Source organism: Streptomyces sp. NPDC002467 (assembly GCF_042889825.1).
Taxonomy (GTDB): Bacteria; Actinomycetota; Actinomycetes; order Streptomycetales; family Streptomycetaceae; genus Streptomyces.
The window spans coordinates 43,880-68,145 of the sequence record NZ_JBIARJ010000027.1 but is presented as its reverse complement, the minus strand read 5'-3'; the positions used below and the strand labels follow the sequence as shown (position 1 = coordinate 68,145).

At 72.0% G+C, this 24,266-nt stretch carries 22 protein-coding genes and 1 pseudogene; 7 read left to right on the top strand and 16 right to left on the bottom strand.

The features are described 5' to 3' along the window. Nucleotides 1-89 precede the first annotated feature (89 nt). Nucleotides 90-557 (top strand): nuclear transport factor 2 family protein, encoded by a 468-nt coding sequence (locus ACFYYJ_RS37450; RefSeq protein WP_389138907.1) that lies wholly within the window; start codon nt 90-92, stop codon nt 555-557. Between the two features lie 6 nt (nt 558-563). Here the strand turns inward: ACFYYJ_RS37450 and ACFYYJ_RS37445 are convergent, their stop codons facing one another. From ACFYYJ_RS37445 to ACFYYJ_RS37395, 11 genes are all read right to left on the bottom strand, one after another. Continuing rightward, the gene (locus ACFYYJ_RS37445) at nt 564-1,448 is read right to left on the bottom strand and encodes a hypothetical protein (protein WP_389138906.1); all 885 of its coding nucleotides are present in this window, start codon (nt 1,446-1,448) and stop codon (nt 564-566) included. Further along, a complete protein-coding gene (locus ACFYYJ_RS37440; RefSeq protein ID WP_389138904.1) occupies nt 1,441-1,755 on the bottom strand; it encodes a hypothetical protein in 315 nt (104 codons plus the stop codon). Before ACFYYJ_RS37440 ends, ACFYYJ_RS37445 begins: the two co-directional genes overlap by 8 nt. Before the next feature lie 1,091 nt (nt 1,756-2,846). Next, nucleotides 2,847-4,103 (bottom strand): beta-ketoacyl-[acyl-carrier-protein] synthase family protein, encoded by a 1,257-nt coding sequence (locus tag ACFYYJ_RS37435; RefSeq protein WP_389138902.1) that lies wholly within the window; start codon nt 4,101-4,103, stop codon nt 2,847-2,849. After that, nucleotides 4,100-4,849, bottom strand: coding sequence for a thioesterase II family protein (locus ACFYYJ_RS37430; RefSeq protein WP_389138900.1), 750 nt, complete (start codon nt 4,847-4,849; stop codon nt 4,100-4,102). Before ACFYYJ_RS37430 ends, ACFYYJ_RS37435 begins: the two co-directional genes overlap by 4 nt. A gap of 33 nt (nt 4,850-4,882) precedes the next feature. Next, nucleotides 4,883-5,704 carry a BTAD domain-containing putative transcriptional regulator gene (locus ACFYYJ_RS37425; protein ID WP_385126508.1) on the bottom strand — a complete coding sequence of 274 codons (822 nt, stop codon included), beginning with the start codon at nt 5,702-5,704 and terminating at the stop codon, nt 4,883-4,885. 264 nt (nt 5,705-5,968) lie between these two features. Further along, nucleotides 5,969-6,784 carry a 4'-phosphopantetheinyl transferase family protein gene (locus ACFYYJ_RS37420; protein ID WP_389138897.1) on the bottom strand — a complete coding sequence of 272 codons (816 nt, stop codon included), beginning with the start codon at nt 6,782-6,784 and terminating at the stop codon, nt 5,969-5,971. Between the two features lie 10 nt (nt 6,785-6,794). Further along, nucleotides 6,795-8,579 (bottom strand): polyketide synthase, encoded by a 1,785-nt coding sequence (locus ACFYYJ_RS37415; protein WP_389138895.1) that lies wholly within the window; start codon nt 8,577-8,579, stop codon nt 6,795-6,797. Nucleotides 8,580-8,595: 16 nt separating this feature from the next. Further along, nucleotides 8,596-9,312 carry a phosphopantetheine-binding protein gene (locus ACFYYJ_RS37410; protein WP_389138893.1) on the bottom strand — a complete coding sequence of 239 codons (717 nt, stop codon included), beginning with the start codon at nt 9,310-9,312 and terminating at the stop codon, nt 8,596-8,598. Between the two features lie 32 nt (nt 9,313-9,344). Continuing rightward, nucleotides 9,345-10,184 (bottom strand): ScbR family autoregulator-binding transcription factor, encoded by an 840-nt coding sequence (locus ACFYYJ_RS37405; protein ID WP_389138891.1) that lies wholly within the window; start codon nt 10,182-10,184, stop codon nt 9,345-9,347. Nucleotides 10,185-10,197: 13 nt separating this feature from the next. After that, nucleotides 10,198-11,049 carry a BTAD domain-containing putative transcriptional regulator gene (locus ACFYYJ_RS37400; RefSeq protein WP_385126498.1) on the bottom strand — a complete coding sequence of 284 codons (852 nt, stop codon included), beginning with the start codon at nt 11,047-11,049 and terminating at the stop codon, nt 10,198-10,200. A 238-nt stretch (nt 11,050-11,287) separates the two neighbouring features. Beyond that, nucleotides 11,288-11,908, bottom strand: coding sequence for a ScbR family autoregulator-binding transcription factor (locus ACFYYJ_RS37395; protein WP_389138888.1), 621 nt, complete (start codon nt 11,906-11,908; stop codon nt 11,288-11,290). A 459-nt stretch (nt 11,909-12,367) separates the two neighbouring features. On the opposite strand from ACFYYJ_RS37395, the gene ACFYYJ_RS37390 reads away from it, so the two are divergent. Then, nucleotides 12,368-13,369 (top strand): ScbA/BarX family gamma-butyrolactone biosynthesis protein, encoded by a 1,002-nt coding sequence (locus tag ACFYYJ_RS37390; RefSeq protein ID WP_389138886.1) that lies wholly within the window; start codon nt 12,368-12,370, stop codon nt 13,367-13,369. 108 nt (nt 13,370-13,477) lie between these two features. On the opposite strand, the gene ACFYYJ_RS37385 is transcribed toward ACFYYJ_RS37390, so the two are convergent. Next, nucleotides 13,478-14,323 (bottom strand): NAD(P)H-binding protein, encoded by an 846-nt coding sequence (locus tag ACFYYJ_RS37385; RefSeq protein WP_389138884.1) that lies wholly within the window; start codon nt 14,321-14,323, stop codon nt 13,478-13,480. 130 nt (nt 14,324-14,453) lie between these two features. Between ACFYYJ_RS37385 and ACFYYJ_RS37380 the strand changes: the two genes are divergently transcribed. Next, a complete protein-coding gene (locus tag ACFYYJ_RS37380) occupies nt 14,454-15,125 on the top strand; it encodes a ScbR family autoregulator-binding transcription factor (protein ID WP_385360315.1) in 672 nt (223 codons plus the stop codon). Here the strand turns inward: ACFYYJ_RS37380 and ACFYYJ_RS37375 are convergent. Further along, complete coding sequence (locus ACFYYJ_RS37375; protein ID WP_389138881.1) at nt 15,068-16,708, bottom strand: FAD-dependent monooxygenase; 1,641 nt, start codon at nt 16,706-16,708, stop codon at nt 15,068-15,070. The two genes, ACFYYJ_RS37380 and ACFYYJ_RS37375, sit on opposite strands and share 58 nt — an antisense overlap. A gap of 283 nt (nt 16,709-16,991) precedes the next feature. On the opposite strand from ACFYYJ_RS37375, the gene ACFYYJ_RS37370 reads away from it, so the two are divergent. Further along, nucleotides 16,992-17,489 (top strand): DUF1772 domain-containing protein, encoded by a 498-nt coding sequence (locus ACFYYJ_RS37370; RefSeq protein WP_384578511.1) that lies wholly within the window; start codon nt 16,992-16,994, stop codon nt 17,487-17,489. A gap of 115 nt (nt 17,490-17,604) precedes the next feature. On the opposite strand, the gene ACFYYJ_RS37365 is transcribed toward ACFYYJ_RS37370, so the two are convergent. Beyond that, nucleotides 17,605-18,174, bottom strand: coding sequence for a DUF1772 domain-containing protein (locus ACFYYJ_RS37365; RefSeq protein ID WP_385360322.1), 570 nt, complete (start codon nt 18,172-18,174; stop codon nt 17,605-17,607). Nucleotides 18,175-18,458: 284 nt separating this feature from the next. Next, the gene (locus ACFYYJ_RS37360) at nt 18,459-19,907 is read right to left on the bottom strand and encodes a multicopper oxidase family protein (protein ID WP_385126486.1); all 1,449 of its coding nucleotides are present in this window, start codon (nt 19,905-19,907) and stop codon (nt 18,459-18,461) included. 201 nt (nt 19,908-20,108) lie between these two features. On the opposite strand from ACFYYJ_RS37360, the gene ACFYYJ_RS37355 reads away from it, so the two are divergent. Genes ACFYYJ_RS37355 through ACFYYJ_RS37345 form a run of 3 tightly spaced genes read left to right on the top strand, consistent with a single transcriptional unit; the run spans nt 20,109 to nt 22,788 of the window. Then, nucleotides 20,109-21,497: a pyridoxal phosphate-dependent decarboxylase family protein gene (locus ACFYYJ_RS37355; RefSeq protein ID WP_385360324.1), complete on the top strand. Its 1,389-nt coding sequence runs from the start codon at nt 20,109-20,111 to the stop codon at nt 21,495-21,497. Nucleotides 21,498-21,541: 44 nt separating this feature from the next. Beyond that, nucleotides 21,542-22,156, top strand: a complete 615-nt coding sequence (locus tag ACFYYJ_RS37350; RefSeq protein WP_385360326.1) for a hypothetical protein — start codon at nt 21,542-21,544, stop codon at nt 22,154-22,156. After that, nucleotides 22,153-22,788: a DUF6875 domain-containing protein gene (locus tag ACFYYJ_RS37345; RefSeq protein WP_385126481.1), complete on the top strand. Its 636-nt coding sequence runs from the start codon at nt 22,153-22,155 to the stop codon at nt 22,786-22,788. The genes ACFYYJ_RS37350 and ACFYYJ_RS37345 overlap by 4 nt, the downstream gene beginning before the upstream one ends. Nucleotides 22,789-23,405: 617 nt before the next feature. On the opposite strand, the pseudogene ACFYYJ_RS37340 reads toward ACFYYJ_RS37345, so the two are convergent. Continuing rightward, a pseudogene (locus ACFYYJ_RS37340) lies at nt 23,406-24,262 on the bottom strand (helix-turn-helix domain-containing protein). Nucleotides 24,263-24,266 lie beyond the last annotated feature (4 nt).

The window sequence follows — 24,266 nt, the reverse complement described above, 5'->3', positions numbered from 1 at the left end:
TCCTCCTCATCGGACGTGCCCCACCCTCGGCGGGGTCGCTTGAGAAGGATTCGAAGCGGGCTCGATGTCCGGTGCAGAAGCTGTGCACCATGACCCCGACCACGACGATCGACGCGATGGACCGGTCCGCGCGGGAACAGGTGGAGTTCGGCGTCCTCTATGCCGAGATCCAGCAGTTCTACGCGCACCAGATGCAGCTCTTCGATTCGTTCCGGGCCGAACCGTGGGCCGCGACCTTCACCGAGGAGGCCGTCTTCGACGTCCCGACCCTCCCGGAGCCGGTCCGCGGGCGGGCCGAGCTGGCCGCGTGCGTACGCCACAACGAAGAGGTGGCGCGGCGCACGGGCGAACGGCTGCGGCACTGGCTCGGCATGCTCGACGTACAGCCCCGCCCCGACGGCACGGTCCGCACGCGCGCCTACGCGCTGGTGTACATGACCCCGCCGAACGGCATCCCGAAGGTGCACCGGGTGTGCGTCATGGAGGACACCCTGGTCCGCTCCCGCGGCCACTGGCGCACCGCCCACCGCCTGGTCTCCCGCGACGACCTGCCGTAGGGGGTCTCAGCGTGAGGTGCCACGGCGACGCCGGACCAGGGCGCAGGCCCACACCCCTGCCAGGCCCAGAACGGTGGCGGCGCCGATGAGCCAGGGTGCCCGTCCGCCGGCCGGTGCGAACGCGGACTCCGCGGCCTGGGCGGCCTGGCAGGAGAGGCGGTCCGCGGTGTCGATCGGCGTCACCCGGTAGCGGGCCCAGACCTCGCCCCCGCCCGCCCAGCGCACCTCGTACAGCCCGGGTTCGGCATCGCAGCGGATCGTCACCGTCCCCTTCAGGCCCTTGCTCCCGCGCATGACGGGCCGGCTGACGAAGCCCCGCGAAGTGAGGGGCTCGCCGAACCTCGGTTCCCCGTCCGAGTACCCGACCGTCCCCCGTTCACCGGGCCGGAACGTCGCCACGTCCCAGGGCGACCGCGGCCAATCGTCAACCCCCGCCACCCAGTGCTCCTCCTGCTCGACCGGGGGCAGGGCAGCCACCTTCGCGGGGCAGGCCCTGCGTTCGGCCTCGCCGATGTCCGCGACCTCGACGGTCACCCAGGTGTCACTCGTGGAGCCGTCACCAGGACCACGGGGACCGGTCCGCACGACCGGATAGACGCCCGGAGGGGTGTCACAGGCAACGGTGGCCTCGGCGGTGATGAGCGGGTCGTTCATCCTCAGCGTCCCGTGCTCGACGAAGACGTCGGAGACGACCCAGTCCCCGTTCATGCCCGGCAGGTACGAGGCCACCGAGAGCGTGAGCCGTTCGCCGGGGCGCGCGGACAACCGGGCCCCGTCGACCGTCGGGGCCGGCGGCCCCGGGGCCGGCGCCGCAAAGGCGCTCCCGGCGGTCTGTATCAGCAGCAGCGCCAGCACAGCGACCCCGCCGACCCTCGTCTCCACGTCAGCCACGCGCCCGCCGCAGAGGAACGATCACGCGCCGACCGGTGGCTTTGGCCCCCAAACGGAAGAACTTCACCTGGCCCTGCTTGTGCGTGAACTCCATCCACCCCTCCAGCTCCAGCTCGCGCCGGCTTCGGGAGAAGTGCGAAGCGGGAACGCCGACGATCTCGGCCAGCTCGGCGGCCGTCACCTCCACGGAGTGCTCCATCCCGCCGAAGATCGCGTACGTCATCAGCAGGTTCTGCTTGAGGTGCGACAGACCGCTTATCCGCAGACGCAGAGCTTCGAGCTCGGGGTACGGGCTTCGGCGTGACATGGCGTTCGTCCTTCGCTGCTGCGCCGGGTCTCCCCGGGAGAGTCGGCAGGTGGTAGGCGGCTGCTGCTTCCGACTGTTCTTCGCCGGTGAGGCTGGACACGATGTGGGGGCTGGTCCGGTACTTGATCGTGCGGCCCACGGTCTCGGCGACGAGCAAAATCTTGTTCTCTGCCAGCTTCTTCGCGATCCTCCTCGTTCCCTGAGGCGTCAGCCCAAGGTACGCGGCGGTCTCGATCGCCGTGGCCCCGCCCTGCTCGTAGGTCTGGATCGCGCAGTAGAAGAACACCCGCAAGTCGTCACCGGTCAGACCGGAGTCCTTGCCCAGCATGGCCATGACCCGGGCGAAGGAGAACTGCCCGAACCGGCCGCCGAGGTTGTACGAGCGGCGCGAAGTCTCGTCTTCCCACAGCTCGTGCAGTTCACCGGTCTGCCTGTTGACCAGCTCCCGGCGGGTGCTGCGTGGATTCCTCGGCAATTCCGACCCCCGACCTGTGCGATCCGAACTCTTTGAACATTACTGCAGACGTCATGTCGCCAGTGGTAACCGAACGAATCCCGAAGTTCCCTCCATTACGACCGAGGACATGACCACACGCGCCATGTAATGGCATCCTAGGGTGCCGATATAGGCATCCTAGGATGCCTATACTTTCCGAGTTTCCGCAGGTCAAAGCCCTGCGGGGGCTGCGCCCTCTATGGGCGTCATCAGGAACAGGAACACCTGTCGAGCCGTCACGGGCCGGGGTTCGCGAGGTCCGGCCCCGCATACCAGCCGGAGCTACGACACCAGTCGGCGGTGGCTGCTCGCCCTATCGCTCCGCGACAGCGCTCCCAGGTGGGTCCACAGCCCGGCAGTCACCAGGGCCCTCCACCGGGGCTGGGGAGCACGAGCAAAACATGGCGTGGCTGATACCGGGGCTGGCTGATGCCCACATTGCCACCGGTACCCGCATGGCGGGCATCGTCGTGGCTCGCTTTCTGTGGCTGCTGTTCCGACTTGGCCCACGGCGGTCCGAATGCTGCGGGAGGTGGCAGGCTGAGCACCGTACGCGGGCAGGATCTCCTTCGACGGCCTCGCGGGCGTCCCGGACTCAAACCCGGGTCACCAGCAGCGCGCTGTGCGTGCCCGCGAAGCCGCTGCCCACCGTGAGGGCCGCCCCGACGCGCTGTTCGCGGGCGGTGACCGGGGTGTAGTCGAGGTCGCAGACCGGGTCGGGTTCGTGCAGGTTCGCCGTCGGCGGGACCACGCCGTGCCGGACGGCCAGCAGGCAGGCGGCCACGGCGAGGGCGCCGAGCGCGCCCAGCGAGTAGCCGATCATCGAGGCGACCGCGCTGACCGGCACCCGGTGGGCGTGGGCGCCGAGGGCCCGCTTGAGGGCGACCGTCTCGTGCACGTCGCCGCTGCGGGTGCCCGAGCCGTGCGCGGCCACGTGGTCGACGGCGGCCGGGTCGAGGCGGGCCTCGTCGAGGGCGGCCCGGACGGCTTCCGCGAGGTCGGCGCCGCCGGTGCGCAGCGCGGTCATGTGGAAGGCGCTGCTGCGCGAGCCGAACCCGGCGATCTCGCCGTACGCGCGGGCCCCGCGGCGCCGCGCGTGTTCGAGTTCCTCGACGACGAACAGGGCCGCGCCCTCGCCCAGTACGAACCCGTCGCGGGTGCGGTCGAAGGGCCGGGCGGCGGCCGCCGGGTCGTCGTTGCGGTGGTGGGAGGCGATGCGGACGGCGTCGAAGGAGGCCAGCGTCATCGGGGAGATCGGCGCCTCGCTCGCCCCGGCGACCACCACGTCGGCGATGCCCTCGCGGATCAGGTCGAGGGCGTGCCCGAGGGCGTCCAGGCCGGAGGTGCAGCCGGTGGACAGCAGGGACACCGGGCCCTGCGCGCCGACGGCGCGGGCCACTTCCGCGGCCATCGAGGAGGGCACGAAGTAGTCGTGGAGCCGCTCCGCCGCACGCGCGTGGCCGAAGGCCGTACCGGCGGCCGTCGCGGCGGCGGCGAACTCCCGGTCCAGGGAGCTCGCGCAGCCGAGGGCGCTGCCCAGCGACACCGCGCGGCGCGTCGGATCCGCGGCCCCGGCGGGGCCGGCGAGCCCGCTGTCGATCAGCGCCTCCCGCGCGCCCGCCACCGCGAACTGCGCCACGCGGTCGAGCCGCAGCGCCTCCGTCAGGCTGAGCCCGCGGCCCAGTTCGTCGAACTCGGCCTCCGCGGCGACCCGTGAGCGGAACCCGGACGGGTCGAAGCGGGTCAGCGCTCCCGTGGCGGTGCGCCCGGCGGTGAGCAGGTCCCAGTAGCCCCGCACCCCGGTCCCGCCCGGGGCCACGACGCCCAGGCCGGTGACGACGGCCCGCCTCACCGGCTCCTCACCACGGCGGACGCGGGCCCCGTGACCCGCTCCACGACCCGCGCGGCCCGCCCGATCAGCCCCGGCAGGACCCGGTCGCGTACGAAGAAGTGCCCGCCCGGCACCGTGCGGTGGACGAACGGGCCCGTGGTCCAGCGGGCCCAGCCCGCCACCACCTCGGGGGTGACCAGCGGATCCTCGCGTCCCGAGACCGCCAGGACCGGCACCGGCAGCGGATTCCCGTCCTCCCGGGCCGCGGTGCGCAGGGCGGCGGCGAGCCGGAGGTCGTCGCGCAGGACGGGGAAGACCATGCGGTGCCAGAGGTCTCCGGGTTCGGTGCCGTCCGGCACCGCGTCGAAGGTGTCGAGCAGCCCGAGCAGGGCCGCGTCGGGCAGGTCGGCGGAGGCCGCGAGCGCGGCGGGCCAGTCGGGCGGCGGCACGGCGCCGAGGGCCAGCAGGGCCGGCAGCGGCAGTCCGCGCTCGTACAGGTGCCGGGTGAGGGTGTGGGCGACGATCCCGCCGAGACTGTGCCCGTACAGCACGTACGGTTCCGCCGACCGCGCGAGCGACGCGACGAGCGGCGCGAGGTCCTCCAGGAGCGCGGCCCGGTCGGTGACCCGTGCCTCGCGGCGGCGCCGGTCCCGCCCGGGCAGCGGCCACGCGTCGGGCTCCACGCCCGGCCCGAGCAGCCTCGGCCAGTGGTGGAAGGCCGAAACCCCGGCCCCCGCGTGCGCGAAGCACCACACCCGTACGCCCATCCTCGTGCCCCCTCCCGTGCCGGATCGGGCCGCTCAGGCCGCGTACAGGTTGAAGGTCGAGCCTCCCCGCGGTCCGGCGGCCACGTCGAGCGCCGGGTCGACGGCGAGCATCGCGTGGTGCAGCCGCTGGAGCTGCGGCGAGGGCTCCACCCCGAGGTCCTCTATCAGCCGGGCCCGCATTCTGCGGTAGATGTCGAGGCCGGTGGCCTGGCGGCCCGAGCGGTAGAAGGCCACCATCGCCTGCGAGTGCAGCCCCTCGTGCTGCGGATGACGGGCGATCAGCTCCTTCAGTTCGGCGAGGAGTTCGGTGTGCCGGCCCAGGCGCAGGTCGGCGTCGATGCGCCGCTCGGTGGTGACGAGCCGGCTCTCCTCCAGGCGCATGACCTCGATCTCCAGGATCGGCCCCACGCGCACGTCGACGAGCGCGTTGCCGTTCCACAGGCCGAGGGCCTGGCGCAGCAGGGTGGCCGCGGTCTCGTCGTCCCCCTGTTCGAAGGCGCTCTGGCCGCGCGTCACGAGCTGCTCGTACTCGTGGACGTCGACGGACTCGGGCGCGATCTGCAGGAGGTATCCGCCGTGGCGGGTGGCGAGCACCTCCTTGGCGTTGCCCGGGGCCCCCGGACCCATGGCGGTGCCGAGGCGCCGGCGCAGCTGGAGTATGTAGGTCTGGAGGGTGGTGAGCGCGCTGTGCGGCAGCTGCGTCCCCCATATCTCCTCCATCAGTGTCGGTACGGGCATGACCCGGCCGGGGTACAGCGCGAGCAGTGCGAGGATCTGGCGCGGCTTGCGGGCGGTCGGAACAATCGAGCCCCCGTTGACCTCGGCGCTCAAGGGACCCAGAACCTGAATCTGCATGGTCTCCTCCGTCACTTTCGTCGAGTTCCCCTCGATTTCCAGCCTTGACCCGTGCACGGTAGCGGGACTCCGCGAATAACCTCCGGAAGCTTGAGCAGCCGTCGAGTGCGCTTCCAATTGCCCTGTCAGATAAGGGAGTTGATGCTGGCGAAGGCCGTATGTGCAAGGGCCCGCACCCCGATTCCGCATTGCCACGAGCCGTTCGAACGACGCTTGAATGCCCCTGGAACGAGGGGCTGTTTCCAGTCACGCGAGCGATGCAGGTCAGGTCAGGCGCAGCACCCGGGACGCCGGGCGCGCCCAGGGGAATCCCTGCCTCAGGTGCACGGCCGGCGGGCCGCCCGCCGGTCGCTCGATCCGCACGGCGACCGCGGCGAGCGTCTCCGGCACCGGCTCGAACTCCAGGAAGCACCACCGGTCCGCGTCGCCCTCCCCCCGCCCGTCCACGGTGAAGGCGAACGTGCCGCCCTCGTCGGCGCGCGTGAAGGTGTACGTCGACGGGGGCGCGGCCGCGTCCGGTCCGGCGCCGCCCTCCGCGCCGCGCTCCGCCGCGCCGCCCTCGGCGTCGCACGCCTTCGCGTACGCCTGCCGCAGCGTCCACAGCCGCAGGGCTCGGCGGGTGCGCGCCCGGCCCCGGGGCGCCGCGCCGATCCAGTCGCGCTCCGCCCGCGGGAAGCCCTCGACGATGCCGTCCAGGGCCGCAGCGCCCCGACCGAGGTGTTCCACGTCCACTCCGATGCGGTGGCCGCGGGCCACGCCGACGAGGGTGTGGCCGGGCGTACGGGCAAGGTTGAAGTCCAGCGCGGCGCCGCCGCGCGGGAGTCCGCCCGGCGGCGGCTGGAGGTGGGGCCTGCCGTAAGGGGAGCGCCGCAGGACGGCCTCCGCCTCGGGGATCCCGGTCTCCATGGCCAGCACCCGGCGCAGCAGGGTGTGCGCCACGAGGTACTGGCGCCGGTCCCGTTCGAAGAGGAAGCGGGAGGCGGTCTCCCTTTCCCGCTCGTCGAGCCAGTGCGCGGCGAGGGTCGCCGAGACCGCCGGGGCGAGGTCGGCGTCGGGGCAGAACCAGAGGCTGATGCTCACCGGCCGACTCTCACCGCGCCGGCAGCCACAGCGCGGTGCGCAGCAGGGCGGACGGCGGGATCGGGACCGACACGGCCGCGGCGCCCGACGCCGCCTCCAGCGCGGCCCAGTCCACGTCCACACCGGTCAGCCACAGGTCGCGCAGCTGCCCGAGCCGGCCGCCGTGCCACAGGGCGGCGAGGTAGTCGGCGCTCTCGGGGGCCTCGCCGAGGCGCATCGGGTCCCGGCGCCCGCCGCGCAGGTCCGCGCACGGTGCTTCCGCCTCCTCCAGGAGCCGTACGAGTTCCTCCACGCCGTGGACGACGAAGGCGAGCCGGCAGTCCATGGCCGCGCGCCCGGTCCGCAGTCCGCGCGCCACCGCCGCGAGGCCGGGCACCTCACCGCCCCCCGGCACTTCGCACCCCGACACTTCACGGCCCGGGGCCCCCCGGCCCGCCCGCAGCCACGCCCCGAGCCGCCGTGCCGTGGCCCGCGCGTGCTCCGGAGTGGGTCCGGACACCAGTACGAGTTCCGCACGCCCGGTCGGGAGCACCTGGACCGGCGGCACCGGAGCCGCGTACTCCTCCAGCACCACCTGCGCGTCCACTCCGCCCGCGCCGCGCAGGCCCGCGACCACCCGGCGGGGTACCGCGGGGTCCGTCGGGTCGGGACGGCCCCAGGGTTCGGCGGCCTCGCGGCCCGGCGCGGGGAGCAGGACGCCGTGGCACAGCTGGAGGACGGCCCGGGTCAGCAGCGCCAGTCCGGTGGCCGGGCCGCCGTCCCCGACGGAGGGCCGCGCGCACGGCGCGGTCTCCCGCAGGCCCGGTTCCTGCTCGGCGAGCCCGGCCCGGTCCAGGGCCGCCGCGAGGGCCGCCCCGCCCCGGGCGTGGGCCGCCGCGCTACCCCGGACGACGGCGTGCACGGTGTCGCCGTCCGCGAGGGCCCGGTCCAGCGGCTTCAACAGCAGTGCCCCCACCGCCTCGCCAACGCCCGGCCGTCGGCTCCGGGGGTGCAGCATCAGGTGGACGCCTCCGACGAGGGCGGCCGTGCACTCCCCGCGTTCCAGGGCGGCGAGCGCGAGGTGCAGCGCCGTCGGCACGGAGGCCTCGGCGGTGTCCACGCACTGGCTGGGGCCCGTCAGGCCGAGCACCCGGGACACCCCGTTGGCGATGTCCCACTGGCCGCCCCGCGAGTCCGTACCCGCCTCGGCGGCGAGCAGCGGCCAGTCGCCCGCTCCCGCGCCGACGAACACCCCGACGTTGCGGGGCGTCCCGTCCGCGGCGCGCAGCGCGTCGAGCCGGCTGCCGGTGCATCCGCCGTCCTCGAAGGCCTCCCAGGCGGTCTCCAGCAGCAGCCGCTCCCGGGGGTCGGTCAGCGCGGCCTCCTTCGGGTCGAGCCCGAAGAACTCCGCGTCGAACTCCCCGACCCGCTCCAGGTAGTGCCCCGGTTCACCGCCGGGCCGGCCGGGCGGCGGCGCCGCGACCGTATCGCGGCCGTCGCGCAGCAGGCGCCAGAACGTGGTCAGGTCGGGGGCCCCGGGGTAGCGGCCGGCCATCCCCACGACGGCCACGGGGGCTGCCCGCGGGGGCAGTTCGCGCACCGCAGGCCCGTACGGCGGCGAAGGCTCGACCGTCACGACCATGCCGTCGGCACCGCCGAAGGCGTCGAGGGCGTTAACGCCGTTAACGCCGTTAACGCCGTCGGCGGTCATCCCGAACGTGCCGACCGGGCCGACGGCCGGCGCCAACAGGGCGACCGCCTGTCTCCGGTCCAGGGTCCCGTCCTTGAACCGGGTGAGAATCTCCCGCTCGTCCATCCCGGCCCGTCTCCCGTCAGACCTGGGCTCGACGCGGCAGCAGCAGGAGCGCCTCGGCGACGCTGAGCCGCCCGTCCTGTAGGGCGTCCAGCAGCAGTTCGAGCTCACGGACGGCCGGTGGGGCGGTCCGGACCCCGGTCTGCCGGCCCACGTACGCCGCGAGCGCGTCCAGCGTCTGGTACTCGTGCAGCACCACGGCCCGCTCGCTCAGCCCGAAGACCCGGTTGACGACGGAGACGAACTCCGCGCCGAGGAGCGAGTCCACTCCCAGCCGCGGGAACGGCGTGTCCGCGTCCACGTCCCAGCTGTCGCAGCACAGGATCGCGGTGAGCTGCTCGCGCAGTACGTCGACGATCTCCGTGCCCGGAACCACCGGATTCCACGGAGCCGGCACGACCGGAGTGACCGGCACGACCGGCGTGACCGTCGGAGCGAGGGGAACGGCCGGAACGACCTGCAGCGCCACCGGCTCGGCCGCCCGCACCACCTCCCGCGCGAAGGCCGCCGGAGTGGGGTGGTCGTAGAGGTCGCTCGGGCACAGGGCGGTCCCGTAACGGGCGTTGACCACGGCCACGAACTCCGCGATCAGCAGCGAGCCGAGGCCGAGGAACTGGAAGGTCTGCTCGGGGTCGATCTTCTGCGGGTCCACCTTCAACACGTCGCCGAGCACCCGGATGATGTCGGGCAGCACGTCGGCGGAGCGTGGCGGAGCGGAAGAACGGTCGTTCGTCATCGGTGACTCCTCCAAACCGGCGCCGCCGGGGGTCAGCCGGCGCTGCCCGAGAATCCGTGTGCGTACGCGGCCCTCGGCGCCGCCGTACGGAAGCCGTCCGCCGTGCCCTCGGGTACGAGGCCGGGCAGCAGCAACGTCCACAACGCGGCCACCCTGCGCTGGAGCTCCGCGCCGGGCATTCCGGTGCCCGCCATCACCTCGATCCCGCACACGGTCGCGGCAACGAGCGATTCGGCGCTCTCCCAGGAGCACCCCTCGCGAAGTTCGCCCGCGTCCCGGGCCCGGCGCAGCAGCCCGCAGGCCGCCGAGACCCAGACGCGGTGGAAGTCGGCGAGGCTCGGCAGGGTGTCCGCGCACTCCTTGGTGAGGCGGAAGCTGGCGGGCACGGCCGGCTCGTCGAGCAGGGACCGGGCCAGCCAGTGCGTCGCGTCGACCAGCGACTGGAGCGGGGAGAGCCCGGACGCCTCCAGGGCCCGCAGTGATTCGTCGAGCAGGGCGCGGCCCCGCTCCTGGACGGCCACGGCGAGTTCGTCCTTGGAGGCGAAGTGGAAGTACAGCGCCCCCTTGGTCACTCCGGCCGAGCCGGCGATCCCGCTGAGCGTGGCGTTCGCGTAGCCGTGGCGGTGGAACCATTCGGCTCCCGCGTGCACGAGCTTGCGGCGGGTCCGTTCCGACCGCTCCTGCACGATGCTGCCGTCCCGGCCCGCGCTCCGGCCCCGGGGCCGTGCCGCGACGCGGACCGCGGTCCGGGCCGTCGTACGGGTCGTCGTCGGGGATGTCGTACGGGCAGCCGTCCGGTCCGCAGGCCGGTCCGACGTACGGTCCGCGGTGCGGTCCGCCGTGCGGTCCGCCGTCTGAGGTGTCGCCCTCACGCGCGCGGCCATGTCAGCCCACGCGTACCAGTCGTCCGCCACCCGCCTCCGGCACCTCTGCCAGGCCGTCGGGGCTGGCCATGAGGATGGAGCGCTGGAGCCGGCGCAGCGAGGTGGAGGGTTCGAGGCCCAGTTCCCGTACGAGCGTCGCGCGCAGCCGCTGGTAGACGTCGAGGGCCTCGCCCCGGCGGCCGGAGCGGTGCAGGGCCAGCATGAATTGGCCGTGCAGGTTCTCGTGCGTGCGGTACTGGCTGACGAGCACGGTCAGCTCGGCGAGCAGCTCGCGGTGCCGGCCGAGTCGCAGGTCCGCCTCGATGCGCTGGTCGAGGGCGCAGAGCCTGGTCTCCTCCAGCCGCCGGGTCTCCATGTCCAGCTGGATCCCGCCCTGTACGTCGGCGAAGGCGGGGCCGGACCACAGTGCCAGCGCCTCGCGCAGCTTGCGGGCCGCGCCGGGGAAGTCTCCGGCGTCCATGGCCCGGTAGCCCATTCCGGAGAGCCGTTCGAACTCGCGTATGTCGCTGAGGCCGCCGCCGCTGTCGAGCAGGTAGCCGCCGGGCAGGGTGACGAGCACGTCCTTGGCCGTGCGCCGCCGGCCCCCGTCCCCGTCCTCGCCCTCGACGGGCGGGCTCTGCTCCAGGGCCGTCGCGATGAGCGTCCTCAACTGCAGTACGTAGGTCTGGAGCGTGGTGCGGGCGCTGCGCGGCGGGGTGCCCGCCCACAGCTCCTCGATCAGTGCCGACACCGGGACCACCTGGTCGGCATGGAGCGCCAGTATCGCCAGTACCTGTCGCGGCTTCGGGGCGGTCGGCGTGACGGAGATCCCCTGTTCCCGCACGGCCAGTGTGCCCAGTACTTCGATGTCCACGCCGTACTCCCCTGTCCTTGGATGAGCCGATCTCAGTTAAAAACAGGACCCACGGTTTGTCAATACAAAACCGACCGTGCTGTTTTGAGTTCATCACCCATCGATCACCGCCCCAAACATGGCTCTGACCTGCAAAGATCCAAGCCGATCAGGGTTCGACGACCCCCACAGGAAGACTCCAGGGCCGCTCCAGAACAGGCCTATACAGTGGGAAAACAAACCGGCTGCGCCGTACTGTCTACGGGGTGCCGGTCCCGGCGGCCTCCAGGTCGGCGAGCAGCGCCGGCGTCACCAGCGTCGGCAGCAGCAGGCGCCAGAACCGGGTGACCGTCCCGGCCGAGAGCCACTCCGCGTCCCGGGCCCCGAGCACCTCCAGGCCCACGGTCGCGGCCACCACGGCACCACCCGCGTCACCCGCGGCCACCTCGGGACGCAACTCGCCCCCGGCATCGGCCCGTTCCAGGGTCTCCTCGACCCAGTGCCGCCACCGTCCGCGCAGATCGACCCGGGGCGAGCGCGACACCTCGCCGCTCAGCTCGAATCCGGCCCGCAGGACGACGTCCCCGCGCAGCGCGCCGGCCAACCCGTGGGTGACGTCCACGAGGAGTTGCACCCGGCTCGCCCCGCTCGCGGGCTCGGCTCCGGTGACGGCCAGCAGCCTGGTCAGCGCCGCCCCCTCGACGGCGTCGGCCAGCACCGCCTTGCTGGCGAAGTGGAAGTGCAGCGCCCCGTTGCTCACTCCGGCCAGCGAGCTGATCGCGGTGAGCGACGCGACCGGGAAGCCGTCGCGGTCGAAGACCTCGGCGGCCGACCGGATCAGGGAGTCGCGCGTGCGCGCGGCACGTTCCTGCTTGACCATGGGCTGCTCCGTCACTGCGAGAGAGGGCGCGCCCGAGAGGCGGGCAGGGCAAAGGTGCCGCGGAGCTGCGCGAGGAGGCGGTCCCGCTCAACGGGACACTATAACAAACCGCCTGTGCGGTTTTTGTGTGGGCGGGCCACGGTCCGTTGTGACTCGGCTACGGGGAGCCGCCCGGCCGAGGGCGTCCGGCCACCTTCGACACCGGCGCTCAAGACCGGCTCGCGCCCCGCTAGAGCGGCCTATGCCCGCAGCAATCCCTGAATTCGGGAAGGAAGTCGGGGCCGAAGGGGGGACAAGCCGCCCGACCAGGAGTAAGAGGTAACCAAGAGAAGATCCCTCCACTTCACCCGATAGCGGATGGTCGGGTACCGCTAGAGATTAAACCGGCTGGTCTGTATCTTCCTGGCCCAGAGACACCGAGGCACAAGCCCTTCTCGCCAGCGCAGCCTAGGGGGAGCCATGTCCGCCAGCACGTTTCGCGTCGAGTCCACGGTCAACACCGCAGCGGGAGAGTCCTCTTCTCTCCTGACCCTCCAGAACGGCTTCCGGTTCCCGTCCCTCACGGTCACCGTTCCGAAGGAACTCGTCCACCGGGCGTCCGTCGCCGAGGTCGTGCTCACCGACTGGCAGCGGCTGACGGAGGACCGCTTCCTCGTGTCCGCCCAATGGCCCCGCGCCCACAGCTTCTTCACCCCCGTGGCGGACGGCTACCACGATCCGCTCATCATGTGCGAGACGGTGCGCCAGTACAGCATCCTGCTCGCCCACGCCGAGTTCGGGGTCCCGCTGGGCCACCAGTTCATCATGTGGGACCTCGGCATCACGGTCCGGCCCGAGCACCTGCGCGTGGGCTGGGAACCCGCCTCGCTCGACATCGAGATCACCTGCACCGAGGTGGAGCGGCGCGGCAAGAACATCTCGAAGCTCCGCTTCGAGTCGGTCGTATGGCGCGACGGCTACGTCGTCGCCACCGGAGGCGGCTCGTGCTCCTGCATGCCGCCGGCGGTCTACCGGCGCATACGGGGCGCGCAGGCCCTCGGCGAGGACTGGCACCAGCTCCCGCTCACCAGCCCGGCGGCCCCGCAGAGCGTGGGACGCATGTCCCCCATGGACGTCGTCCTCTCCCCCACGGCCGAGCCGGACCGCTGGCAGTTGAGAGTGGACACCCGCCACCCCGTCCTCTTCGAACACGCCGTGGACCACGTCCCGGGCATGCTGCTCCTGGAAGCCGCCCGGCAGGCCACGGCCGCCCTGCTCGGCCGCTCCTCCTACCTCCCGCTCTCTGTCGAGAGCCAGTTCATGCGCTACGCCGAGCTGAACTCCCCCTGCATGATCGAGGCCCGCAGGATCCCCGGCGCCGCCTCCGCGTCCGCCGACGAGGAGACCGTGCTGGTCACCGCGCACCAGGACGGCGTCCTCGTCTTCAGCGCCACGGTGACGGCGGGCACGCACGGCTGCTGACCGCGCGCACGCCCCGCGCGTGTCCGTGCCGGTGCCCCTGCGCACCCCTCCGCACACCGTTCCGCACATCGTTCCGCATGCCCCTCCGCATGCCGTCGCGTTCGTGCCTCACGAGGCCCCGAACGCCCCCAGGTGATCACCGGCCCACGACCGGAAGGATCCGGCCGGCCGGCCGAGCAGGGCGGGAACCGTGTCCTCGACCCGCCCCTTCCCGGCCTGGACCTGACGCCCCGCCCGGTACACGAGGGCGTCGGCCACGGCCTCGGGGTGGACCCGGCGCAGCGCGGTGCGCGCCTGCTCCGGCTCCAGTGCCGCACAGCGCAGCGGGCGGCCCAGCAACTCGGCGAGCTGGGCCGTCTGCTCGACGGCCGTGAGCGCCTCGGGTCCGGTCAGCGTGTAGGTCCGACCCGCGTGCCCGTCCTCGGTGAGCGCCCGCACCGCCACCTCCGCCACGTCCCGCGGATCGACACAGGCGACGGACGCCTCCGGGTGCAGGGCCCGGACCACTCCGTCCTGCCGCACGGACGCGGCCCAGGACAGGCTGTTGGACATGTACGCGCGGGGGCGCAGCAGCGTCCACTCCATGCCGGAGCCGCGCACCTCCTCCTCCTGGGCGCGCTGGCCCCGGGAGACCACGTCGTCGGCTCCGGCGTCCGTGACGGCGGCGGCGGACAGCTTCACCACGTGGCGCACCCCGGCCGACCGCGCGGCCCGCACGATGCGGGCGTCGTCCTCTCCCATCCGGTTGGTGACCAGGAAGAGGGCCGTCACCCCGGTCAGCGCCGACGCGAGCGACCGCGGGTCCTCGTAGTCCCCGTAGACGGTCCGGGCCCGCCGCGGGGCACCCGTGACCCGCTCCGGATCCCTGGCCATGATGCGGACCGGCCGGTCGGCGGGGAGCCTCCGGACGACCTCGCGCCCGATCGTCCCGGTGGCCCCAGTGACGAGGATCATGCTTCTCCTCCCGCATTCAACATCTTGTGCCCCATGGATCGGACGTAGACCATTGGCTTCTGTAAGATACGAACTGAGCGGTTTTTTTTATTGACCCCGAGATCACGACCCCGGGGAAGGGAGAGCCGGCGTGGCAGAACAACTCCGAGCCGTCCGTACACGTCAGGCGATCCTGATGGCGGCGGCGAAGATCTTCGAGGAGTACGGGTACCAGGCTGCGACGATTTCGCAGATCCTCAGCGAGGCGGGGGTGACCAAGGGCGCCCTGTACTTCCACTTCCAGTCGAAGGAGGACCTGGCGCAGGGGGTGCTCGCCGAGCAGGACCAGAACCTGGTCCCGCCCAACCGGGCCACCAAGATCCAGGAGCTCGTCGACGCGGTGATGCTCCAGGCGCATCGCCTGGCGACCGAACCCATCGTGCGCGCGGGCGTCCGCCTGACGATGGACCAGCGGGCGCAGGGCCTGGACCGCAGCGGACCGTTCCTGCGCTGGAGCGAGGTCGGCGTCCACTTCCTCCAGCAGGCGCAGGAGCAGGGCGAGCTGCTGCCCCACGTCGTGCCGGCCGAGACCGCGGACGTCATCGTGGGCTCCTTCGCCGGCGTGCAGTCCATGTCCCAGGCCATCTGCGACTACTCCGACCTGGTGCGCCGGGTCTCCGCGCTGATGCGGCACGTGCTGCCCAGCGTGGTGGTGCCGTCCATCCTCGCCTCGCTCGACCTCTCCGAGACCCGGGGTGCCACGGTCTACGCCGAGGCGCTGAAGGCGGCCGAGGAGCAGGAACTCGCGGGCGCCGTCGGCTGACCCCCCGGGCCCGGCCGAACCCCCGGGCCCGGCTTCGCCTCCCCACCGGGCCGTCCCTCCGCACCGGGCCGCCCCGCCACGCCCGGCCGCACCTCCGAGGCCGGGCCTCCCGCCGCGCCCGGTCGTCCGACGTACTGCGACACCGCGGCCGACAGTTCCGTGGTCCCCGGCGTCCACGCGAGGTAGCCGTCGGGTCTCACCAGCAGCGCGTCGTACGGCACTTCGGGCGTGGGGAGCGCCCGCACCACGTGCAGCGCCCCCTCCCACGCACGCGCCTCCGCCTCCCGGGAGGCGCTCTGCTCTCCCAGCAGCAGGAGCAGCGGGCGGCCGTCGCGCAGGAGCCCGATCACATCCGTCGCCCCGGTCCGCGTGTGCAGCGGCGCGTTGTAGAGAAACGTTCCGGCGTCGGTCGAGGCACGCTCGGCGGAGACCGGGAGCACCGTGTCCTGGGCGCTGATCATGCCGCTGAGCCGGCCCTGACCGCCGCCCGCGGCCAGCAGCTCGGTGAACACCGTGCGCAGGGCGTCCGGTTCGGGTCCCGGCCGCATCAGGGCGAGCTGGGCCCGGGTGTTGCCGATGACCCGCTCGGCGGCCGGCCTGCGCTCCGCGTCGTAGGTGTCGAGCAGCTCCCCGGACGCCCTGCCGTGCACGGCGAGCGCCAGCTTCCAGCCGAGGTTCAGGGCGTCCAGGACCCCGGTGCTGAGGCCCTGGCCGCCGATCGGGAAGTGCACGTGCGCCGCGTCCCCCGCCAGGAAGACCCGGCCCGCCCGGAAGGCCCTGGCCAGCTTGGTCGCATCGCCGAACCTGCTCAGCCAGCGCGGGTCCGCCATGGCGACCTCGTGGCCGGCGATCCGGGACACCTCCCCCCGTAACTCCTCCAGGGTGGGCTCCCGGTGCCGGTCGCCATGGGCTGCGGCGCAGTCGAGGGTGCGGATGTGGGTCCTGCCCTCCGGGTCGCGCTTGGAGACGATCCAGCCCCGTTCCGTACGGAGCCAGCCCTGCGGCAGCGCGTCCGGGTCCGCGAGCGTGACCGTGCCCATCAGCGAGGCGACCGTGGCCGGACGGACGTCGGAGGCGATGCCCGCCCCCTCGCGGACCGTACTGCGCGCCCCGTCCGCCCCCACCACGTATTCGGCGCTGCAGCTGACCGGCCCCTGCGGCCCGTGCGCCGTGACCAGCGCCCCCTCCGGGTCCTGGAAGACCTCCGTCACCCGCGTCCCGCGCACGATCCTCGTCCCCGCCGCCCGGGCCCGTCCCTCGAAGTGGCGTTCCAGCTCCGCCTGCGGACACTTGAGGATCGGCTGGGGCTCGGTCCGGGGAGCGGCGATGAGCAGGCCCGAGAGCCCCCCGAAGTGGAAGGGGGCGGGCCCGGCCGCGCCCTCGGGCCGGACACCGGGTTCGGGCAGGTGGCCCCGCCTGGCCAGGCACTGCACCGCCCTGGCGTGCAGCGTGGTCGCCTTGGGCCGGTCCGAGACCCGGGTCTGCGGTTCGAACAGGACGGTGTCGACCCCGTACGAGGCCAGCTCGGCGGCGACGAGCATCCCGACCGGCCCCCCGCCGACCACGACCACCTGCGCCTGCATGTGACGTAACCCCTGCACAGCGGTGCCCTCCCCATCGACAGCCCGTGCGTCCATCCTGCGGGCCGAAAATATACCGGCGGCCCCGTTTGTTTTCCAGGTGCCGGGTCCACAGGATTCACACAACTCCCCTCCCTTCAGGGGGAGTTCGGACAGAGCCGCTCAAGGCGCGCTGGAAAGTCGCTCGAATCCTCCGCGCCCCATGAGACCTACCCCCGTATAGTCGCCATGCCTTGACTATTTGATGACCCGTTCCCGAAGAACCGATGACCCAGGGGGAGACCGTATGGAGACCGCACGCCTGGCCTCGCTCATCGCCGCGACCGTCACCATGGGCCTGGTCAGCGGCTTGTTCTACGGCTTTTCCGTCTCCGTGATGCCCGGTCTGAAGCGCACCGACGACCGCACCGTCATCGAGGTCATGCAGCACATCAACAAGGCCATCCTCAACGGCTGGTTCGTCCTCGGCTACATCGGCGCGTTCCTCTTCACCGCCCTGGCCCTGGCCCTGCACGTCCCGTCCGACGGCCGTGACGTACTGCCGCCGCTGATCGCGGCCCTCGTCTGCTACATCGTCTCGATGGGCGTCACCAACAAGGTGAACATCCCGCTGAACAACGCCCTGGAGAAGGCCGGCCCGGTCGCCCGGATCGCCGACCCCGCCGCCGTCCGGCGCGCCTTCGAGGGCCCCTGGGTCCGCGCCAACGTCTGGCGCACCCTGCTGTGCACCGCCGCCGTCGGCTTCCTGGCCTGGGCCCTGTACCTGAACGGCCAGACCGTCTGAGCCGGCCGGCCCGCCCCGGCCGGACGACGCCCGTACGCACGAAGTCCCCCGGTCGGGTGGGCCGGGGGACTTCGTTCTGCTGCGTGGGGGGATCGGGACCGGCGGGGTCGGTGGATCAGCGGGTGGCCCGGCCGAAGAGGATCAGGGCGCGGGCCATGGCGGTCAGGCCCAACGTGCACAGCAGGGTGCGCAGGATGTTGGTGGAGACCCAGGTGGTCTTGAACTTCTCGACGATCGAGAAGTCCGTCAGCTTCGCAGCGTCACCGACGTCGGCGAGCTCGTTGTTGAGCGGGATGTTCACGGAGAAGGTGATCATCAGGACGACGAAGTAGGCCACGGCCGCGATCCCGACCCAGATCGCCACGTTGCGGCGGCCCTTGCGGAACTCGATGACCGCGGCGGCGGCGGACGCGAGCAGGGCGACGATGAACGCCATGCCGAAGAGCCCGTTGCCGTCGATCTTGGAGTTGAAGTTCTGCATGGCGGTGACGTACGTGTGCTCGTCGCCCGCGGCCAGACCCGGCATGACCGAGACGTCGAAGGCGAAGAACAGGCCCGCCATCAGACCGATGAGGACCGTCGAGACGATCAGCAGGGAGGTGGCGAGCCCGGAACGCTCGGCGGACGCCGGCGCGGGCTGCTGGGGCGGGGCGTAGTAGCCGCTACCGGCCGGATTGGAGTTCATGGGAGATCCTCGTCTGGGGTGGTGGGAGTAGTGCTCGCCCTCGGCACGGACATCCGATCGTGGCACTCCCCGGAATGCCCTGCCATGGGTTTCCACCAGTGCTTGAGCGGGGCTCAAGCGGCCGTACTCGTACACGTGGACTCATGCGGAGATCCGTGGGGGACACGGCCGGACATGGTCTGTTGCACAGGATTCTTGCGACGCTCCCTCGGCTCGCCCTTGAGCGTTCGTCGAGCGGGGCGACAGCACGGCCGCGCGCCCCGCCGGACGGCGGCCGCGCGGGCTCAGCGCACGCGGAAGTTCGCCATCATCCCCATCGCCGAGTGGTCCAGCAGGTGGCAGTGGTAGACGTACGTCCCCTTGTACGTGTCGAAGGTGGCGTGGAGCTTCACCGTCTCGCCGGGGAACAGCCGGACGGTGTCCTTCAGCCCGGCCTCGGCCGGGGCCACGGGGGCGCCGTTGCGCTCCAGCACCCGGAACTGGATCAGGTGCATGTGGAAGTTGTGCGGGATGATCTTGTTGGCGTTGGTGACGGTCCAGATCTCCGACGTGCCGTGCGCGATCGTCTGGTCGATGCGCTGGTAGTCCCACTCCTGCCCGTCCATCAGGCCCCTCGGCTCCGCGCGGCCGTCCTCGTCCATGCTGAGGACGATGTTGCGCTGGACCGTGGCCGTCCGCATCGCCGGCAGGGTGCGCAGCTGGTCGGGGACCCGGCTCGGGTCGGCGGCCGTGCGCACGACGTCGAAGCGCAGCACCTTGCCCACCTGGTCGGGCGTCCCCGGTCCCAGGGTGTTCTCCAGGACGATCTTCGTGCCGACCGGGTAGCGGGAGAAGTCGATGACCACGTCCGCGCGCTCCGCCGGGGACAGCCCGACGGTGTCCGTGGGGAAGGGGCGCTCCAGCAGTCCGCCGTCCGTGCCGATCTGGATCATCTGCCCGCCGTCCGACAGGCGCAGCTGGAAGAAGCGCATGTTGGAGGAGTTGAGCAGCCGGAAGCGGTACTTGCGCGCGGCGACCTCGACATAGGGGGACGGGCGGCCGTTGGCGAGGATCGTGGTCCGGCCGAAGACGTCGTCCATCTGGTAGACGAGCTGTCCGGCCTCGTCGAAGCGGGCGTCGCGCAGCGCGATCGGGACCTCGTACTGTCCGGCCGGCAGCGGCAGCGCGCGCTCGGTCTCGTCCGAGAGCAGGTACATGCCCGACAGGCCGCGGAAGACGTGCTCCGACTCCATGTGGTGCGCGTGGTCGTGGAACCAGAGCGCGGCGCCCGGCTGCTGGTTGGGGTAGCTGTACGTGCGCGAGGTGCCCGGCCCGAAGGTGTCCATCGGGCCGCCGTCGTTCTCCGGTGAGACGCTGCCGCCGTGCAGGTGGACCGAGACCGGCATGGTCAGGTTGTTGCGGTGCCGGATCGACACCTTCCGACCGCTGCGGGCCCGCAGCACCGGCCCGGGGAAGTAGCCGTCGTAGGTGAGGACCTTCGTCTGCACCCCGGGGATGATCTCGCGCGCCACCTCCTTCATGGTGACGGTGTACGTGTCCTGGCCGCCCAGCACGGACGTCGGCGAGAGCACCGGCAGGGTGGGCATCCGCACGGTGAACGGCGCCGGGACGGCGACCGCCTCCGTGGCCTGCGCGGACCCGGCTTTGAGCAGCGGCGCCAGCCCGCCGGTGGTGAGCAGGCCCGCACCGGCCGCTCCTATGGCGCCGCCGAGCACGCTGCGTCTGGTGACCATGGGTTTCCTCCTGGGACGGGTGGGGACCGCGCGGGTATCGCGCCGCGAGTGGAACAGAGCCGCCTCGCAGGTCGCTCGAGCCCGGATGGGGTCAGGTTGCGCGGGCCTTGCGGGGGCCGGGCAACCCTTACTCGTGCGTACGTACGACCTCGTACGCCCGACTTGTGCCGCCCTGCCCGGCGGCCGCTGGGGGAGGCTCCCGTGGACCTGAACGACCTGCACGACTTACGCGGCTGGCTGCCGCGAGCACTCGGGGTGGCCGAACGCTGGGGCGGCCAGTTCGGTCCCTACGAGACCCACGACGCCCACCGGACCGACCCCGACGCGTTCACCGAGGCCTTCGAGCGCCTCGCGAAGCGGATGGACCACAACTATCCGTTCTTCCACCCGCGTTACGCCGGACAGATGGTCAAGCCCCCGCATCCGGCGGCCGTCACCGGCTACCTCACCGCGATGCTCTTCAACCCGAACAACCACGCCGCGGAGGGCGGCCCCGCGACCACCGAGATGGAACGCGAGGCGGTCGCCGAACTGGCCGCCATGTTCGGCCTCCCCGCCCACGTCGGGCACCTCACCACCAGCGGCACGATGGCCAACCTGGAGGCCCTGTACGTCGCCCGGCAGCTGCACCCGGACCGCGGGATCGCGTACAGCGGCGAGTGCCACTACACGCACGAGCGGATGTGCCACGTCCTCGGCATGGAGGGCCACCGCATCCCCGCCGACGCCCACGGCCGCATCGACCTCGACGCCCTGGAGGACGCCCTGCGCGGCGGCCGGATCGGCACGGTCGTCGTCACCACGGGCACCACGGGCCTCGGCGCGGTCGACCCGGTCCACGAAGTCCTCGTGCTCGCCCGCCGGTACGGAGCACGCGTCCACGTCGACGCCGCGTACGGCGGCTTCTACGCGATCCTGGGCCGCGCCGCCGCCGCCGACATCGACCCGGCCCCCTGGCGCGCGATCGCCGAATGCGACTCGGTCGTCGTCGACCCGCACAAGCAGGGCCTCCAGCCCTACGGCTGCGGAGCGGTCCTCTTCCCGGACCCCCGGGCCGGCCGGCACTTCGCGCACGACTCGCCGTACACGTACTTCACCGACTCCGACCTGCACCTGGGCGAGATCAGCCTGGAGTGCTCACGCGCGGGCGCCGCGGCGGCGGCCCTCTGGCTGACCCTCCAGCTCCTCCCCCTCACCCCGGACGGTTTCGGCCGCATCCTCGCGGCGAACCGCCGCGCCGCCCTGAACTGGTCGGACCTCATCACCACCTCCCCCTCCCTCACCCTCTACCAGCGCCCGGACCTCGACATCGTCACCTACTTCCCGACGACCGCCGACGGTTCCCTCTCCTCCATCGACGCCGCCTCGGACCGGCTGCTGCGCGACGGCATGACGGCCGAGGCCGACCCCGTGTTCCTGAGCGTGCTGCGCGCGGACGCGGACGCGTTCGTACGACGCCACCCCCACGCGATCCGCGACGCGGACGCGGCCCGGGTGATCCGCAGCGTCCTGATCAAGCCGGAGCACGAGCACTACCTGCCGGTGCTCCACGCCCGCGTGGCGGAACTCGCCGCGCAGGGCCGCGCCTGACCGAACGAGCCCTCCCGTCCCACCCATCCCACAGGAGGCCAACCTTGTCCCCGACCTTGTCCCCGACCGTCCTCACCCCGACGCCCACCCGGCTGACCCGCTCGCAGATCACCCACCTCTCCACCCTCCTCGCGACCACCTTCCACGAGGACGCGTTGACCCGCTGGATGATCCCCGACGAGCGCCTGCGAGCCGAGCTCCTCCCCGGGTTCTTCCGCGTGTTCGTCGAGCTCTCCGCCTCGTACGACGCGGTGCTCACCACCCCGGACGGCGACGCGGTGTTGCTCTTCCTCCCACCCGGCGCCGAGCCCGACGACGCGGCCCTGGACGCCGCCTTCGCCGAGGCCCTGGGCGAGCACGCGGACGCCCTGGGCACGATCGCCCGCCTCCAGGCGGAACACCACCCGCACGACCCGCCGCACTACTACATCTCCTTCGGCGCGGTCCGCCCGGGCCGCCAGCAGGGCGGCCTGATGACGGAACTCCTGGGCGAAGTCATAGCCCGCGCGGACGCCGAAGCCGCACCCGTCTACGCGGAAGCCAGCTCCCCGGGCGGCGAGGCCGCCTGCCGCCGCCTCGGCTTCGAGCGCCTGGGCGGAGACATCACGCTCCCCTCGAACGGCCCCGCACTCCGACCGATGTGGAGGAACCCCCGATGAGGGGCGACGACCTGATCCAGTCCTGGACCGCGGGCGAGATCGCGCGCGGCGAGGTGCCGGCCGACGCGATCGGCCCGCTCCTCCAAGTCCTCATGTGGAGCCGGGACTTCCTGGTCTCCAGCCACCCGGAACTGGGCCGCTCCGGCCCCGTCTGCCCCTATACCCAACCTTCGCTCCGCAAGGAACTCTTCCACCTGGCCCTCCCCTCCCCCGACTGCGAGGACCTGAGCCAGGCGGTCGACTCCCTCCGCACCCGCCACGCGACCCTCTCCGAGCCCCTCTCCCCGGAGGACCGCGAGCTCCTGACGATCCTCCTGGTCCTCCCGGCCTTCGACCCGACGGACTCGGTCGAACTGGACGAACTCCAGCGCAAGGCCAAGGACGAGTTCGTGGCGGAGGGCCTGATGATCGGCCAGTTCCACCCGGTGTGCGAGGAGCCCGGCCTCTACAACGAGTCCTTCCGCCCCCTCCGCGCCCCGCTCCCCCTCCTGGCGGTCCGCAAGCTCCTGGTCTTCGACCTCCCGTTCCTGGTCGGCGACGACTCCCACATGGACCACTACCTCCAACGCTTCGCCCCGGAAATCCCGTCCCGCATCCGAGACCAACTGGTGAGCCGAGTGGTCGCGGCCTGACGGTTCGACACCGCCCCCAACTCCGGCCCCGGGTGCGACACGCACCGGGGGCCGGAGCACGTACCAACCGATCCGGCTCTCATCGCCCTACGCCCCGCCCCCACCGATCCCCATCCCACCCCCGCCTCAAGACCGCTGAACTACGCGCAACCCGGTCAACCCGAGCCACAGAAGGTGCGCCCCGACGAAACCCGAGTGGGGTCACCGGCCCTTCGGGACTCGCGCAACCACCCACCGGCATCAACCACGCTGCGAGCTTTTCAACCCCGACGGTGCCGCAGGCCGCCCACGGCGGACGTGAACCCAGTGGGGGCTCGTCGGGCCCCCGGGCCCGTCGGGACCACACCCTGCCGCGCATATCCGAAAGCTCCTGAGCGCCAGGCCCAAGACGCGCCGCACCGTACAGACGGCCGGCTGAGGGGTGGTGGCGTAGACCGTTCCCACGGCGCGCGTACTTTCCTCATAAGAGCGCGATCAGCCCATACCCGAGCTGACCTGCACCGATGCGCCAAGAGACTGTAACCCTAGGGTTACAGTCTGACGCCCTAGGGTTACAGTCTCCGCCCCGTCACCCCGCTACGCCCCGTCGGCTGACGAGTCCCACCCCGGGTGGGCATTCACCCTTCGGCCGGCGCCAGGGCTGCGATGGCTTCCATGATCAGCGATCTGGCTTCGGCGCCGTACACCGCCAACTGCTGGAGCCCGGCGAAGGCCTTCTCGTAGAGCTCGATCTCGGAGGGCTGTGTCACCGTGACCCGGGCTGACAGCAGTTCTACGGAGACGAGCGTGTCGTCGTACATGTGGAAGGTCTCCACCGGCCCCGTCCGCGGGACGCCATGGGGATGATGCCGAGACTGACGGACGGCATGGCGCCCACCGTCATGAGGTGACCCAGCTGAGCTGCCATGGCCTCCGTGTCAGCCAACTGGTACCTGAGGGCGGCCTCCTCGACGAGCAGGACGAAACGCCGGCCCGGCTCCCTCAGGATCTCGTTGCGCTGCATGCGAGCGGTGACCGCCTCGTCGACGTCGTCGGGGATCTCCCGGAACCGGCTGATCGCCGTCAGCAGGCCGGAGGCGTAGCCCTCGGTCTGCACGAAGTGCGGCAGCAGCGTGGCCGAGTAGACGCGGAAAAGGCGAGTGGACCGGAAGAGGGGGACGTAGCTGTTCTGCAACTGCTTCAGACCGCTGCGGACCCGCCGTCGCCACTCCAAGTAGAGCGACTCGGCGTTCTGGGACTGGGCGATGATGTCCGCTGTCTGGTTTTGGGCGCCGCACGCATCGCACCAGCGGCGGATGTCGTCCGGCGTAGGTGGGGTCTTCGCATTCTCGATGCGCGAGGACTTGGAATGCGTCCAGCCACAACGGTCGCCCAGCTCGCTCCCGCTGATCCCCGCCTCCATACGGAGTTCACGCAGCCGGTGCGCGACGCTGCGACGAGCGGCCTGCGCCGCGGAGGACGGGGATACGGGCATGAAC